13 protein-coding genes are annotated in these 15,709 nt (G+C 63.4%); 3 read left to right on the top strand and 10 right to left on the bottom strand.

Translation table 11 applies throughout. The annotated features are described in order from the left end of the window. Positions 1–174: 174 nt before the first annotated feature. Both AC1RBA_RS19080 and AC1RBA_RS19075 read right to left on the bottom strand, forming a co-directional pair. On the bottom strand, positions 175–771 hold the full coding sequence (locus AC1RBA_RS19080) for a hypothetical protein (protein WP_492419585.1): 597 nt from the start codon (positions 769–771) through the stop codon (positions 175–177). A gap of 61 nt (positions 772–832) precedes the next feature. Next, positions 833–1,198: a winged helix-turn-helix transcriptional regulator gene (locus AC1RBA_RS19075; protein WP_492405112.1), complete on the bottom strand. Its 366-nt coding sequence runs from the start codon at positions 1,196–1,198 to the stop codon at positions 833–835. Between the two features lie 112 nt (positions 1,199–1,310). Between AC1RBA_RS19075 and AC1RBA_RS19070 the strand changes: the two genes are divergently transcribed. Both AC1RBA_RS19070 and AC1RBA_RS19065 read left to right on the top strand, forming a co-directional pair. Continuing rightward, positions 1,311–2,018 (top strand): glutathione S-transferase family protein, encoded by a 708-nt coding sequence (locus tag AC1RBA_RS19070; RefSeq protein WP_492405114.1) that lies wholly within the window; start codon positions 1,311–1,313, stop codon positions 2,016–2,018. Positions 2,019–2,135: 117 nt separating this feature from the next. After that, positions 2,136–4,226 carry a S9 family peptidase gene (locus AC1RBA_RS19065; protein WP_492419584.1) on the top strand — a complete coding sequence of 697 codons (2,091 nt, stop codon included), beginning with the start codon at positions 2,136–2,138 and terminating at the stop codon, positions 4,224–4,226. A 186-nt stretch (positions 4,227–4,412) separates the two neighbouring features. Here AC1RBA_RS19065 and AC1RBA_RS19060 read toward each other — a convergent pair whose 3' ends face one another. The 8 genes from AC1RBA_RS19060 to AC1RBA_RS19025 all read right to left on the bottom strand — a co-directional run bounded on the left by AC1RBA_RS19060 (position 4,413) and on the right by AC1RBA_RS19025 (position 14,123). After that, positions 4,413–6,467, bottom strand: a complete 2,055-nt coding sequence (locus tag AC1RBA_RS19060; RefSeq protein WP_492419583.1) for an esterase-like activity of phytase family protein — start codon at positions 6,465–6,467, stop codon at positions 4,413–4,415. Between the two features lie 71 nt (positions 6,468–6,538). Further along, positions 6,539–7,465 carry a helix-turn-helix domain-containing protein gene (locus AC1RBA_RS19055; RefSeq protein ID WP_070288842.1) on the bottom strand — a complete coding sequence of 309 codons (927 nt, stop codon included), beginning with the start codon at positions 7,463–7,465 and terminating at the stop codon, positions 6,539–6,541. 55 nt (positions 7,466–7,520) lie between these two features. Beyond that, positions 7,521–8,438 carry a helix-turn-helix domain-containing protein gene (locus AC1RBA_RS19050; protein WP_492419582.1) on the bottom strand — a complete coding sequence of 306 codons (918 nt, stop codon included), beginning with the start codon at positions 8,436–8,438 and terminating at the stop codon, positions 7,521–7,523. A gap of 15 nt (positions 8,439–8,453) precedes the next feature. Continuing rightward, positions 8,454–9,929 (bottom strand): mannitol dehydrogenase family protein, encoded by a 1,476-nt coding sequence (locus AC1RBA_RS19045; protein WP_492419581.1) that lies wholly within the window; start codon positions 9,927–9,929, stop codon positions 8,454–8,456. Beyond that, the gene (locus AC1RBA_RS19040) at positions 9,929–10,978 is read right to left on the bottom strand and encodes an ABC transporter ATP-binding protein (protein ID WP_492419580.1); all 1,050 of its coding nucleotides are present in this window, start codon (positions 10,976–10,978) and stop codon (positions 9,929–9,931) included. The genes AC1RBA_RS19045 and AC1RBA_RS19040 overlap by 1 nt, the downstream gene beginning before the upstream one ends. A gap of 18 nt (positions 10,979–10,996) precedes the next feature. Next, on the bottom strand, positions 10,997–11,815 hold the full coding sequence (locus tag AC1RBA_RS19035) for a carbohydrate ABC transporter permease (RefSeq protein ID WP_070219870.1): 819 nt from the start codon (positions 11,813–11,815) through the stop codon (positions 10,997–10,999). Positions 11,816–11,825: 10 nt separating this feature from the next. Continuing rightward, complete coding sequence (locus AC1RBA_RS19030) at positions 11,826–12,686, bottom strand: carbohydrate ABC transporter permease (RefSeq protein ID WP_070219872.1); 861 nt, start codon at positions 12,684–12,686, stop codon at positions 11,826–11,828. Positions 12,687–12,812: 126 nt separating this feature from the next. Further along, on the bottom strand, positions 12,813–14,123 hold the full coding sequence (locus tag AC1RBA_RS19025) for an ABC transporter substrate-binding protein (RefSeq protein WP_492419579.1): 1,311 nt from the start codon (positions 14,121–14,123) through the stop codon (positions 12,813–12,815). A 311-nt stretch (positions 14,124–14,434) separates the two neighbouring features. On the opposite strand from AC1RBA_RS19025, the gene AC1RBA_RS19020 reads away from it, so the two are divergent. Beyond that, the gene (locus AC1RBA_RS19020) at positions 14,435–15,703 is read left to right on the top strand and encodes a maltoporin (RefSeq protein ID WP_070308472.1); all 1,269 of its coding nucleotides are present in this window, start codon (positions 14,435–14,437) and stop codon (positions 15,701–15,703) included. Positions 15,704–15,709 lie beyond the last annotated feature (6 nt).

Here is a 15,709-nt window from a genome sequence, read left to right as displayed (position 1 = left end):
TGTATGTCTGGTGCTGATGAGGGATGCGATATGCCTGCCGGCGGCCGCATAGGCCGCCACGCAGGCTGGACGTGCAGGAGGGAAGTGCGTGAGCGCCAGACGCCCCGAAGTGGGGCTGGTGCTATGCAGAAAGGAATGTCAGGCCGCTGGGCGAGCGGGGTGGCGCCCGGCAGCTTAGCGCGGCACGTAGCGCCAGCCGGCGTTTTCCAGCATGAAGGTCAGTTCCGTCTTGATGCCTTCCGGACGGCTCGGCACGCTCAATTGCGTATCGCACACGAGGTAGCCCGTCTTGCGCTTGACGTCGCACTCGTTGACGGCCTTGACCTGCATGGTGCTTTGCGCTTCCTGCATCTGCACGTCCTTGGCCGCCTCCGGATTGCGCGCCACTTCTTCCTTGGCCCAGGCGCGTATCATCGCTTGCGCCTCGGCCGGCGACGGTCCCGCAAACTTGGCATCCTTGCGCTCGACGCCGACCCAGGTGCCGTTATCGTTATGTAGCGGCAAGACCATAAAACCGTCGCGCATGCCGGCGCTCATGCCGACCAGACACACCACCTCGCCCGGCACTTCCTGCGAATCCTGGCAACCCTGCAGGCTGGTGGCCTTGACGGGAATGGGAACCGGTATCGACGATTGCATCCTGGCTTGCGTTTTGGCCACGCCCGCCTGCACGGCGGCCTGGATGTGTTCGAGCGTGGGCATGGTAGCGGCCTGGGCCGGCAAGGCGGCGAACAGGGCGGCGGCGGTCAGGGCGAGGGTAGTCAGGCGCATGGGTGTCAAAAGTAGTGATCAAAGGCCGGCAGTCTAGCACTTTGCATAAAAACAGCTGTTTCTATACAGACATGTTCCCTGCCTCGGGCGCGAGAAAGGCGCCGCCCCCGTCCGCCTGTCCGCGCAGGCGCAGGCCGATGGCGCGCAGCATCTCGACCAGCTCGCGCAAGCGCATGCCCTCGTCCGTCAGCTGGTATTCCACCTTGACGGGCACTTCCGCATAGATCGTGCGCGTCAGCAAGCCCGCCTCCTCCAGCGCGCGCAAGTCCAGGGTTAGCATGCGCTGCGAGATATTCGGCACGGCGCGGCGGATTTCGCTGAAGCGCTTCGGCCCCGCCATCAGATAGCTGAGCAGCACCGCCCTCCAGCGCCCGCCCAGTAAACGCATGGCTTCTTCCACGGCGCAGCCGGAGACATTGTCCTTCATGGCGATCCCTATCTGGTATAAAAAATGTACCTATACCACATTATTCTGCCTTCTTCCAAATAGTAACCGCAGCGACTAGACTGCCCTTCCCTCACCTGAATGGAACTCCAGCATGGAAACCACCCTGATCTACAGCGTGCCGTTCGGCTGCTCGTTTGCCGCCATCGCCGCCCTCGAATGGAGCGGCTTGCCGTATCGCCTGGCCCGCGTGGAAGCGCGCGACCCGGCCAGCAAGCAGCATCCGGCCTTTCTCGCCATCAATCCCCTGGGCCAGACGCCGGCCCTGCTCACGCACGCGGGCACGCCGCTGCTGGAAAGCATGGCGATCCTGCTGCATATCGCCGCCCGCGCGCCGGACAGCGGCCTGGGCTTTGCGCAGGGCACGCCCGCCTGCGACCGCCTGAACAGCGCGCTGTCGTTTCTGCACACGACCTTCCACGCGGCCTTCATGCCCGCCTTCCAGGCGTCGCGCGCGGCAGAAAACGATGCGCGCGCGGCCGTCTGGCGCGAAATGGCCGTCGAGAAGGTCAACAAAAGCCTGGCGCACCTGGAACGCCTGCTTGAAGGCCGCGCCTGGCTCGCTTCCGATGCCGCGCCGACGATTGCCGACGCCTACCTGGCCGCCACGGCGCGCTGGGCCGAACCGCTGCAGCTGGCGCGGCTAAGCGACTATCCGCACGTGGCGCGCGTGCTGGCGGCGCTGGAACAGGACCCCGGCATCCGCTTTGCCCACGCCATCGAGGCGGGCTTGCCGGCCGCCAGCCGGGGCGGTTTCCTGGGCCACGTGGCGCTCGACCAACTGGCAGTTCCGGCCGGCTAACCGGCGGTCAACTCCCGCAGCGGGCGCGTCTTTATTGCTATGATGTCGGGCTGCCGGCGGTACAGCCGGCCACGTTCATATCACATCAACAACGTCGCAATAACATTGGGAGTTTTAATGAGTTTACGTCTGCTGCTCTTGGGAGCATTCAGTGCCGCCATGGCCACCACCGCCGTTGCTGCGGAATCGGCGCTGGCCGCGCCGCGCGGCTTCACCGTGGAAGACATGGTCGCCATGGAACGGGTGGGCAGCCCCGTGCTGTCGCCGGACGCCACGCGCGTCGTCTACACGGTGCGCACGACCAACCTGGAGAAAAACCGCGGCAACACGCAGCTGTGGATGATCGACCTGCGCGCGCCGAACGCGGCGCCGCGCCAGCTCACGCGCGGCGACGCCAGCGCCAGCGATCCGCAATGGTCGCCGAACGGCGACGCCATCTACTTCCTCTCGGGCCGCTCCGGCTCCTCGCAAGTGTGGCAGCTGCCCCTGAACGGCGGCGAAGCGGCCAAGGTCACCGACCTGGCGCTGGACGTCGATACCTACCGCCTGTCGCCGCAGGGCGACCGCCTGGCCTTCAGCATGGGCGTCTTCCTCGATTGCGCGGACATCGCCTGCACCAGGAAGCGCCTCGATGAAAAAGCGAAAAACAAGGCCAGCGGCATGGTCTACGACCAGATGTTCGTGCGCCACTGGGATACCTGGGCCGATGGCCGCCGCAATGCGCTGTATTCGGCACCGATCGACGCGGCCGGCAAGGTCAGCGCCGCGCCCGTGAGCCTGAGCGGCACCCTCGATGGCGACGCGCCATCGAAGCCATTCGGCGACAACGGCGAATACCACTTCAGCCCGGACGGCAAGACGGTGGCCTTCTCCGTGCGCGTGGCCGGCCGCACGGAATCGTGGTCGACCAATTTCGACGTCTACACGATTCCTGCCGCCGGCGGCCAGGCGCCGCGCAACCTCACGGCCGACAATCCGGCCTGGGATGCGAAAGCCAGCTATTCGCCGGACGGCCGCACCCTCGCGTATGTCGCCATGACCAAGCCTGGCTTCGAAGCGGACCGTTTTCATTTGGTGCTGATGGATGTCGCCACGGGCAAGAAGCGCACCGTGGCCGACGACTGGGACCGTTCCGTGGCCGATTTCCGCTGGACGCCGGACGGCAAGGCCTTCCTCGTCGCCGCCGATGACGTGGGCCAGCACCGTCTGTTCCACATCGACGCGGCCAGCGGCAAGGTCAACGCGCTGACGGGCAAAGGCGCCGTGGGCGACTTCGACGTGCGCGGCAATACCATCGTGCTGACGCAAGCGAACCTGGCCTCGGGCGCGCAGCTGTACACGCGCAAGCTCGACGCGAAGTCCGAATCGGCACCGATGGTGCAGCTGACGAAACAGAATGCGGCAGCGCTGGCCAACGTGCGCTTCGGCGAATATGAGCAGTTCTCGTTCGCGGGCGCGGATGGCGAAACCGTCTACGGCCACGTCATGAAGCCATGGAACGCCAAGGCCGGCGAAAAGTATCCGATCGCCTTTTTGGTGCACGGCGGCCCGCAAGGCAGCTTCGGCAACAGCTGGAGCTACCGCTGGAATCCGCAAGTGTATGCGGGCGCCGGCTACGCCACCGTCTTCATCGACTTCCACGGTTCCACCGGCTATGGCCAGAAATTCACGGATGCCATCAGCGGCGACTGGGGCGGCAAGCCGCTGGTCGACCTGCAGAAGGGTCTGGAAGCGGCCACCAAGAAGTTCCCGTGGCTGGACCGCGAGCGCAGCTGCGCGCTGGGCGCGTCCTACGGCGGCTACATGATGAACTGGATCGCCGGTAACTGGCCGGACGGCTTCAAGTGCCTGGTCAACCACGACGGCGTGTTCGACAACCGCGGCATGGCTTACGCGACGGAAGAACTGTGGTTCACCGAGTGGGAAAACGGCGGTACCTATTACGATGCGCCAGCCAAGCACGAGCAGTTCAACCCCGTCAACTTCGTGAAGAACTGGAAGACGCCGATGCTGGTGGTGCAGGGCGACCTGGACTTCCGCATCCCCACCGCGCAAGGCCTGGGCACCTTCACGGCGCTGCAGCGCCGCGGCATCCCGAGCAAGCTGCTGGTCTTCCCGGACGAAAACCACTGGGTGCTGAAGCCGGCGAACTCGCTGCTGTGGCATCACACGGTGCTCGATTGGTTGAATACGTATACAAAGAAATAACCCGCAGCAAAGAAATAACCCGCAGCGCAAAGGCTGGGGTCGGCCCCTCAGGGTCCGACCCCGGTACTTCGCCTTCAGGGGTTAAAAAAACCGCGCGGTGCATCTCTGCACCGCGCGATTTTTTGTTTTGTAGGTCGGATTAGCGCCGCGCAGCGGTGCGTAATCCGACATCACCACCGCTCCCGCTCAATAGCTATTGAGCGCCTTGGCGAACTTCACGATCCACAAACGGCTAGGACGCTCGCGGTCGTCGCCGCGCGCCACGCGGATGGTGTTGGCGGCATTGCAGCCGGCCGCGCTGCTCGTGACGATGGTGCCATTGGCATCGACCGTGCACTTGGTCACGTCGGCGTCCGCCACTTCCACGCCATTCGCGTCGAAGAGCTTGGTTTTCAGGCCGAAGTCATTGTCGTTGGCCAGCGCGATGGTGGAGTCGTCGATCAGGGTCAGGCCTTCTGCCTTTTCCGCCGCCCAGCCGATGGCGTTCAAGTCCAGCAGCAGCGTTTTCTTCAGCGGCGTGACAGCGGCCCAGTCGGCGCCATTGACGGCGGCGCCGCCCATGCTGCTCTTCTCCAGGTCGGACGTCGTCGCGTTGAAGGCGGCGGCCGCGATGTCGGTGGCGCCCTTCAGTTCGACCAGCATCAGCTTGTTGAAGACCTTGCCCGACGGTGCGGCGCCCTGCTCGATGACGAGGAACTTGCCGCCGCCCAGCGCCACCATGTCGCCCAGCTTGGCGTTGCCCGTGCGGCCATCCTGGTAGTCGGCCGCGTTGAGCGGATACGCGTACATCTTCCCGCTGGTGCCCGTCACCGGGTCGAATTCGATCCAGCGCGTGAAGCGGGCAAAGCGCTCGACCTGTTCATTCTTCTTCGTCACAGAATATGGTGCCGTGCCGTCGGACAGAGGGCTTTGCAGGAAGGCGTACAGCTTGTCGTTGCTCGTATCTAAGGTCATGCCTTCCATGCCGCGGTTCGCGCGGCGCTTGGCGAACAGCGCCGGCAAGCCCTTGCCCGGCTCGTACTTGGCCTGGATGATACCGGTGGCCGCATCGATCCTGACGATGAAGGGACCGTATTCGTCGGACACCCACAGCGCATTGCGCTTGGCATCGACGACGATGGCTTCCGAATCGAGGCCGCCCGCGTTGAAGACGGCCTTGCCGGCGGCGTCGAACTTCATCGCATCCATGACGGGAATCTCGGCAGAATTGCCGACCGCGCCCACGGGCACGGGCAAGCCCGAGCTGTTGACGGTGGCCGACACCTTGATCGGCGTCGACGAACCCAGCACGGCGCCGTTCTTGCCGACCGTGATCACGCCGAACGAAGGCGCAAAACTGGGTGACGGGAAGATCTTGCTGCCGATGGTGCCCTTGCCCGATGGATCGGGCACCAGCGGGCCGTCGCCGTTCGGGCCGCGGTCCGTCAAGCCATAGAATTCCAGGTCGCCCGCCGCGTTCTTGCCCTTGTAGGCCAGGCCCGAGCCGTACGACGGCAGGAAGCCGTTCGGGAATTCTCCCTTGATTTTCGCATTCGCGCCTTCGTACGGCACGTAGAATTTGTCGGCCGCCTGGATCTGGTAGCGCGTCACGGTGACTTTCACTTCGCCGACAGGATTGGCCTGTGTCAGCGCCTCGTTGACGGGCGCGCCCGCCTTCGAAGCGAGGGTGTCCTCGAAATGCTCGCGCACGAGGGCGCGGCGTTCGGCATCGACCGTGCGGCCGGCGAATTTTCCGCCTACCGACGCCAGGTGCGCGGCCAGGGCCGTGTTGAAGACGGCCGGGGCGGTGGCAAAGTCCAGTGTCTTGCCGGCCAGCGCGGCCTTCACTTCGGCCGTCAGCTTGATGCCGTTCGACGGATCGCTGTCGTCGTCGAGCAGTTGCAGCGCCAGCAGGCGGTTGACGACCTTGTCATCCGCCACATTCGTGCTGGCGGCCAGCGCCAGCGGCGTGACGACGGCGCCGCATGGGGCCGAACCGAGGGCCAGGCCGCCCACGCTGAAGGCTACCGTCTCGCCCGGGTTGCAAATGAATTCGCCCTTGGCATTGGTGCTGGCCTTGGGGGCGCTGCCGGCCACATAATCGAGTCCTTCCACCGCGCCGTCGAGGAACACACCCGTCTGCGCCACGGGCTTGGAAGGCTCCGCCGGCGGATTATCGCTGCCGCCGCAAGCGGCCAGGGCCAGGCCGGCGGCGATGGCCAGCAGGGTCAGTTTCGGGGTCGACGTTACAGCAGTATTCATGCATTCCTCGGCTAAGGTGGGGTTGAAGCCGTGGAGAGTAACTGCTCAAAGTGACAAGCCCATGACAGCCGTCACGCCAGTGGCGTATCCGCAACAGGTCCGCCGATGCCGCCGAAGCGGCCATCGGCCTGGCGCCGGAATTCCTTGGGCGTGACGCCCTTCACCTGCAGGAAGCGGCGGTTGAAGTTGGCCACGTTCTGGAAGCCCACGTCGTAGCAGACGTTCGACACGTATTGGTCGGTGTCCATCAGCAGCTGGCAAGCCTTGTTGATGCGCAGCCGGCTGACGAAATCCGTAAAGCTGTTGCCCGTCGCCTTGCGGAAGAAGCGCGAGAATTTACTCAGCGACATGCCCACCTGCTCGGCCAGCATTTCCGCCGAAATCGGCTCGCGGTAATTGTCCGTGATGTAGTTGAGGACGGAATTGACCTTGGCCAGGGTGGCGTCATCGTCGTAGGAACGCAGCGAGGCGCTCGACAGCAGACGGTAGTTGGCCGTGCGCGCCAGCTTGCTCATTAATTGCACGAATTCGGCGAAGCGCTCGGCCCCATGCGTGGCGCGGATGCGCGCCAGGTGCTGTTCGGCCTCGTGGCCCATGTCGAAAAACTCCACGCCATAGCTGGAGCGTTCGAGCAGCGGCAGCAGTTCGCGCAATTCGGGAATCACGCGCGCGGCGCCGGCCAGCGGCGCATGGGCGAACTGCACGATCATGTCGCGCAGGGCCACGCCGCCATCCGGCATCACGTTGGAAATCCAGTTGTGCGGCAGGCGCGGGCCCGTCAGCACCAGGTGGCCGGGCGAGAATTCGCCGATATAGTCGCCCACGAACAGGCGCCCGCTGGTGGCGACGATGAGGTGCAGCTCATACTCTTCATGGCAGTGCCAGCGCACGCGCGAGCTGGGATAGCCATGTTCCAGGTAATTGATGATGCCGTCGTAGCTTTCGCGTTCCAGCTCGGGCGCCTTGCGCTCGCTGTCCTTGTGCCATAGGTGTTCCATGCTCGTCTCTCTCAGGCTGTCCCCGCCCGTGCCATCGAATGTACCTCAAAAAGCTTCACTCGCCAAAACGGCCCAGCGCCTGCTGGCGAAACTCCTTCGGCGTCATGCCCTTCAATTCCAGGAAGCGCCGGTTGAAATTGGCCACATTGTTAAAACCCGCCTCGTAGCAGATGTTGCTCACATAGCGCTCCGTCTCCATCAGCAGCTGGCACGCCTTGTTGATGCGCAGGCGGTTGACGAAATCCGTGAAGCTGTTGCCCGTGGCGCTGCGAAAGAAGCGCGAAAAGGTCCGCTCTGGCATGTCCACCTGCTCGGCCAGCTGTTTCAGCGAGAACTGGCTGCTGTAATTGTGCACGATGAAGTTGATGGCGGAGCTGATGCGCGCCAGCGCCACGTCATCGTCGCTCGACTGCATGGGCACCGTCGACAGCAGCTGGTAGTCGCTGGTCTGCGCCAGTTCTCCCAGCAGGGTGAGAAATTCGATGAAGCGCGGCAGGCCGCTGCTGTCGCGGATGCGCCGAAAGCGCCGCAGCGACTGCTCGCTGACGCCAAAGAATTCCACGCCGTGCAGGGCGCGCTGCAGCAGCGGGAAGATGCCCTTCAATTCGGGAATGGCGGCTGCCATCGACGCCAGCGGCGCATGGCCGAACTGGATCACCATGTCGCGCAGGGCCACGCCCTCGGCCGGCGTGTCGAGCGAGACCCAGTTGTGCGGCACGCGCGGCCCCGTCAGCACCAGGTGGCCGGGTGTGAACTGACCGATGTAGTCGCCGACAAAGACCTTGCCGCTGCTCTCGACGATCAGGTGCAGTTCGTACTCGTCGTGATAGTGCCAGCGCACCAGCGCATTCGGAAAGCCGTGCTCGAGGTAGCGGATGAAGCCGAAACTGCCTTTCGGCTCGAAGCCGGGCGTGGCGTCGCGCTGCTGTTCCAGCTCCATCTGCGGCAAGGTGGCATCGGCTTTGCGTGGCATGGCGTGCCCTCCCCGTCAGGCGACGATCTGTTCCAGCGCCGCGCGCGCGCCCAGTCCATACAGCCTGGCCAGCGACTGCCCCACCGCCTGCGTGAACGCGGGTGCGTCGGACAGGTCGCCGAACAGTTCGCGCAGTGACAGCAGCGCCGCGGCGTCCGCCTTTCCCTGCAGCGCCAGCGCGCGCAGGCGCGACGCGTACGGATCGTTCAAGGGCATCTCACGCCCCTGCTCGTCGTGGCCTTCCAGGTAGCGGAACCAGCACGCCACGGTAAACGCCAGCAGCTTGATGGCGCCGCCTTGCGCCAGCGCTTCGCGCACGGACGGCAGCACGAATTTCGGGATGCGCGCGGAACCCTCCGTGCCGATGCGCGCCAGCTGGTCGCGCACGGCCGGATTCGAAAAGCGCTCGATCAGGGTGGCCTTGTAGCGTTCCAGATCGATGCCTTCCACGCTATCGAGCAAAGGCGTGACCTCGTCATCCATCATGCGCCGCACGAGCGCGCGGATGCCCGCATCCTCCATCGCTTCATGCGCAAACGTGTAGCCGAGCTGCATGCCGATGTAGCACAGGGCCTGGTGGCTGGCATTCAACAAGCGCAGCTTCATCTTTTCATACGGCAGCACGTCGTGCGTCATCTGCGCACCCACCAATTCCCAGGCCGGCCGGCCCTGCGGGAATTCGTCTTCGATGACCCACTGGCGGAACGGTTCGCACACGACGGGCCAGGCGTCGACGATGCCGAAGCTGTCGCGCACCAGCGCCCGGTGTTCATCGGTGGTGGCCGGCGTGATGCGGTCGACCATGCTGTTGGGGAAGCTGCCATGCGTGGCCAGCCAGCGCGCCAGTTCTGCGTCGCGCAAGGCGACAAAGGCCAGCAGCATCTTGCGCGTCACATCGCCATTGTTTTGCAGGTTATCGCAGGACATGATGGTAAATGGCGCCAGTCCCCGCTGGCGGCGCAGGGCCAGCGCGGCGGCCAGGTAGCCGAACGAGCAGCGCGGCGCCTCCGGGTGCGCCAGTTCCTGCACGATGTCGGGGTGCTGCGCATCGAATTCGCCCGTGCCCTGGTTGACGTAGTAGCCGCCCTCGGTGATGGTCAGCGCGACGATGCGCGTGCCGGGGTCGGCCAGCTTTTCCAGCACGGCTTGCGGCTCGTCGGGCGCATACAGGTAGTCGCCGATGCAGCCGATGATGCGCGCGCTATCGCCGGCCGCGCTGCGCTCGACCACCGTATATAAGCCGTCCTGCGCCCGCATGGCGTCGCGCATGGCCGCATCATGCGCGAGCAAGCCCACGCCGCAGTATCCCCATTCTGCGTTGCCGGGCAAGGCCAGCAAATCGTCGAGGTACACGGCCTGGTGGGCGCGAAAAAAACCGCCCACGCCGATGTGCACGATGCCGGGCACGAGCGTCTCGCGCGCATACGCGGGCACGGCGACGTTCGTCGGCAGCTTGGCCAGGTTCGATTGCTTCAATGCGATCGCTTCCATTACAGCGCTCCTTTCGTCGCCGCGTAGGTCTTGCCTGCACGGTCGAAATAATGGACGAAGCCCGGCTCGAACGTCAGGTGGGTCTGCTGGCCCGGCTGCAGGCTGCTGCGCTCCGCACCGCGCGACACCACCTGCACATTGTTCGGCAAGCGCACATAGGTGAGCGTTTCCACGCCTAGGGACTCTACCAGGTCGACGGTGACGGGCACGCTGCCCGGCTGCGCCGCGCCCAGGTGCACGTGTTCGGGGCGGATGCCGACAAAGCCGTCCGCCTGCGCCGCGCTGCCCGCCTGCGCCAGCAGCTGCGGCGCGGCGTCGGCGGGCACCACGTTCATGCTGGGCGTGCCGATGAATTGCGCGACAAAGCGGTTGGCGGGACGGTCATACAGTTCCAATGGCGAGCCATGCTGCTCGATCTGCCCGTCGCGCAGCACCACCACGCGGTCGGCCAGGGTCATCGCCTCGACCTGGTCGTGCGTGACATAGATGGTGGTGGCGCCCAGCTCGCGGTGCAGCTTGGCGATCTCGATGCGCGTCTGCACGCGCAGGGCCGCATCGAGGTTCGACAGCGGCTCGTCGAACAGAAACACTTTCGGGTCGCGCACGATGGCGCGGCCGATGGCCACGCGCTGGCGCTGGCCGCCCGACAATTCCTTCGGCGTGCGCTCCAGGAAGCGGCCAAGGTCGAGGATGGCGGCCGCCTTGTCGACTTTCTCGCGGATGATGGCCGGATCGACGCCGGCCAGTTTCAGCGCGAACGACATGTTCTGGAACACCGTCATGTGCGGATACAGCGCGTACGACTGGAATACCATCGCCAGGTCGCGCTTGGACGATGGCAGCGCCGTGATGTCGCGCCCGTCGAGCGACAACTTGCCGCCGTCGATCGGTTCCAGGCCCGCGATCAGGCGCAGCAGGGTGGATTTGCCGCAGCCCGACGGCCCGACGAAGACGACGAACTCGCCCTGTTGGATCTCCAGGTCGATGCCCTTGATGGCGCGGTGCTCGCCAAAGAATTTCTCGATATTGCTCAGTTGAAGGTAAGCCATGATGTCATCCAATAGTGTTTACTTAACAGCGCCGAAGGTCATACCCTGGACCAATTGTTTCTGGCAGAACCAGCCCAGTGCCATGATGGGCGCGATGGCCATCAGGGAAGCGGCCGACAATTTGGCCCAGAAGAGTCCTTCCGGGCTCGAATACGAAGCGATGAGCCAGGCCAGGGTGCCCGCGTTGGAGGCGCCCAGGTTCAGCGACCAGAACGATTCATTCCATGACCACACCATGCAGACCAGCGCCGTGGAAGCGATGCCGCCCACGGACAGGGGCAGCACAACGTGGCGGAACTCGTCCCACACGGTGGCGCCATCCATGCGCGAGGCCTCGAGGATTTCGCGCGGCAGTTCCTTCATGCTCGTGTACAGCAGCCAGATCATGATGGGCAGGTTCATCAGCATGAACATGATGGTCAGGCCGATGCGCGTATCGAGCAGGCCGAAGTACTGGTAGCAGATATAGATGGGCATCAGCGCGCCCACGCCGGGCATGTAGCGCGAGCTGAGCATGAATTTCAGCAAGCCGATGGTGCCGCCTGTGGGAAAGAAGGCCATCGAATAGGCGGCCGGGATGGCGATCAAGAGGCCGATGGCCGTCGATACCACGCTGGTAAACAGCGAGTTCCACGCGTAGCCGAAGTAATTGTCGCGCGCCAGCACTTCACGGAAGCTGTCCAGGGTCGGCGTGAAAAACAGCAGCGGCGGCGTGGAAATGGCTTGCCCTTCCGTCTTGAAGGCCATCAGACCCAACCAGAAGATGGGAAAGAACAGCAGCAGCGCGCACAGCCAGGCGGCGGCCGTGCGGCCATACAGATTGAGTTTGCTATGCATCAAGGTCTCCTTATTTCGACAGATTCTTGCCGATGACGCGCATCAGGAAGAAGGCGGCGATGTTGGCGATGAGCACGGCGAACAGGGCGCCGGCGGAAGCCGCTCCCACGTCATAGGACAGCAGTGCCTGCTGATAGATCATGAAGGTGATCGTGGTCGTGTCGAAGCCGGGACCGCCGCCCGTGGTGGTAAAGATTTCCGCAAAAATCGACAGCAGGAAGATCATCTCGATCATCAGCACCACCGAGACGGCGCGGCCCAGGTGGGGAATGTAGAGGTAACGCAGTTGCTGCAGATAGGTGGCGCCATCCATGCGCGCCGCTTCCAGCTGTTCGCGGTCCATCGATTGCAGGGCCGTCATGAAGATCAGGCAGGCAAACGGCAGCCATTGCCAGGAGACCATCATGATGATGGAAAACAGGGGGTGGGCCGACAGCCAGTCGACGGGCGTGGCGCCAAAGAAGAGGCTGATTTGCGCAAACAGGCCGTAGATCGGGTTGAGCAGCATGTTCTTCCACATCAGGGCATTGACGGCCGGCATGACGAGGAAGGGCGAAATCAGCAGCACGCGCACGATGGCGCGCCCCGGGAACGCTTCATTGATCAGCAAGCCCAGCGCCGTGCCCAGCACCACCGTGATCAGCATGACGGAAAACAGCAAGGTGAACGTGTTCTGCAAGGCCGGCAGGAAGGAGGCATCGGTAAAGAAAAAGTGGAAATTGGCCAGACCATGGAAAGGATGGCCGCTCGGATCGAGCATGGAATAGCGCACGAACGCGTAATACAGGGTGATCAGCAACGGGATCACGGAAATGACGGAGACGGCAAGCACGGCCGGCGTCAGCAAAGTCCGGGGGATAATGCGTTTCATAGGATACTCTTGGGACGTGAGGGAATGATCATCAACAGAAATCCGGGGTCAGACCCGTCGGGTCTGACCCCAGTTTTAAGCCACCAATCTCTTCGCCTGTTGATAAACCAGACGGCAAGAAAGGTCTTACTTGTAGTACCCACCCTTGCGCATCTCACGTTCCGCCGTCTGCTGCGACAACGCCAGCGCCTGCTCCACCGTCACCTTGCCCAGCAGCGCTGCCGCCATCTGCTGGCCTGCCGCCACGCCGATCACCTGGAATTCGGGAATCGACGCGAATTGCACGCCCACGTACGGCGACGGCGGCAAGGTGCTTTGCACGGCGCGTGTGGTGGCCAGGGCCTTGCCTTCGGCGGCGGCAAATTTCGCCACTTTCTGGAACTCGGGGCTCGCATACGTCGACTTGCGCGTGCCCGTCGGCACGTTGGCCCAGCTCGTTTCCTTGGCCACCAGTTTCACGTAATCGGGCGACGTGGCCCAGTTGATGAAGCGTTGCGCCTCGTTCGGATGCTTCGAGCTCGATGGAATCGCCAGCGACCAGATCCACAGCCAGTTGGCGCCCCGCTCCGTCACGCCGACGGGCGACTGGGCGAACGCCACCTTGTCGGCCACCTTGCTTTGCTTCGGATCGGTGATGAAGGAGGCGGCGATCGTCGCGTCGATCCAGATGCCGCACTTGCCCTGGTTGAACAGCGCGAGGTTTTCATTGAAGCTGTTGGCGGCCGCGCCCGGCGGGCCGTATTTCTTCATCAGGTCGACATACATGGTGACCGCGTCCTTCCACGGCTTGCTGGTAAATTGCGGCTTCCATTGCATGTCGAACAGCTGGCCGCCGTAGGAATTGGCCATGGTGGTGATCAGCGCCATGTTGTCGCCCCAGCCCGGCTTGCCGCGCAGGCAGATGCCGTACACGCCGTTGGCCGGATCGTGCAGCTTGGCCGCCACGTCGCGCAGCTGGTTCCAGCTGGGGCGGTCTTCGATCGTCACGCCCGCCTTTTTGACCAGGTCGCTGCGGTACATGATCATCGAGCTTTCGCCATAGAACGGCGACGCGTACAGCTTGCCGTCGCCGGACAGTCCCTCGCGGATGGCGGGCAGCAGATCGTCGATATCGTATTTGGCGTCCGGCTTGATCGGGATCAGCCAGTTTTTCTTGCCCCAGATGGGCGTCTCATACAGGCCGATGGTCATCACGTCGAACTGGCCGCCCTTGGTGGCGATATCGGTGGTCATGCGCTGGCGCAAGACACCCTCTTCCAGGGTCACCCACTTGAGCTTGATGTCGGGATTGGCTTGCTCGAAGAACTTGCTGAGCTTTTGCATTTCGATCATGTGGCCGTTGTTGACGGTGGCGATGACGAGGTCGGTTGCGGCAAAAGCGGACGAGCTGAGGCAGAGCGCGCCGGCGCACAGCGCGGCAATGGCGGAACGTTTCATTATGTGTCTCCAGTGTTTTTTGTCGTTGGCAATGCTCAGGTACTTAGCACCACGACCACAATGTAGCACCGGACTTTGATACTTTCTGATACTCCAAAACCGCAATTCGATACTCTTTTGCACCCCCTCCATGCACCAGAGTATCGATATTGAGTAAAAACAACACTTTGAAAGAAAGTATCGGTACTTGTTCGATTTGTATCAGGGTGGTTAAAAAAGCGCTGCTAGACTTGGTTTTCGGCATTAGACCGTGTGCGGTGACCGGCCTTCCGGGGCGCCACCGCTACCACCAACATTCTTCTGGAGACCGCATGAATCGCACTGCATTGAAAACTTTACCTGCCCTGCTCCTGGCCATTGCCAGCGCTTCCGCCATGGCCGACCCCATGTACCCAAGCGACGCCGAAGGCTTCCATGGCTACTTGCGCGCCGGCGCTGGCAGCAACACCTCGGGCGGCGGCGGTTCGCAAGGCTGCTTCGGTCTGGGCGGCAATACCATGAAATATCGTCTGGGCAATGAGTGCGACGCCTACACGGAATTCGGCTACACCAAGTCCGTCGCCCAGTCCGGCGGCGTGAACTACCTGGCCACCATCTGGGTCAACGCTTACGCGCCCAACTCGGATTTCGGCGACAACAAACTGGGCATCGTCAAGGCCTATGTCGAAGCACAGGGACTCGATTTCCTGAACGGCGGCACGGCCTGGATCGGCAAGCGCTTCTACTACCGTCCTGACATCCACATGCTGGACTTGCAGTACATCAACATGAACGGCACGGGCGCCGGCCTGGACCGCATTCCTGCGGGCCCCGGTAAATTCTCGTACGCTTTCTTCAAGGACAACGACATCAACACCGTGTCGAAGACCGGCGTCGTCAGCACCAAATCGGCCGTGCGCCAGAACTTCATCTACGGCGAGATTCCCGTCAATGAAAACGGCACCCTGGACCTGGCCGCGACCTACATCATCGGCGAAGGCAAGGACAACGACGCTTACGGCCAGAAGCACAATGGCTGGCAATTGTCGGCCTTCCACCGCCAGGCGAAAGTGTTCGGCGGCGGCAATACCTTCGGCGTGCAGTACGGCGTCGGTCCCGGCACCGGCAAGGGCGCGCAGTTCGGCGCGTCGGGCGACACCAATTTCGGTTCGGACGTGAAACGCACGCGCATCTTCAATGACATGGCGATCCAGCCGATGGCCAACTTCGGCATGGAATTCGTGGCCCTGTGGCAAAAAGACGAATCGAACGCCAACGGTTCCTCGACCTGGACCTCGGTCGGCGTGCGTCCCGTGTACGCGTTCACCAACAACTTCAAGCTGGTGGGCGAACTGGGCACGGACCGCGTGACGCAAGCGGGCGGCCTGCCGGCCAAGCGCCTGACCAAGCTGACCATCGCCCCGACAATCTCGGCCGGCCCTGGCCTGTGGTCGCGCCCTGAACTGCGCGCTTTCGTGACCTACGGCAAATGGAACGATGCGGCCACCGCCTCGGTCAATGCGTCGAACAACGGCGGCCCGATCTACAACAACAATACCAGCGGCACGTCATACGGTTTCCAGGTAGAGACGTGGTTTTAAGCTGAA

The organism is Janthinobacterium sp. GW823-FHT03B06 (genome assembly GCF_058796955.1).
The sequence above is the reverse complement of the archived record's forward strand: the minus strand, read 5'-3'. Positions and strand labels throughout refer to the sequence as shown.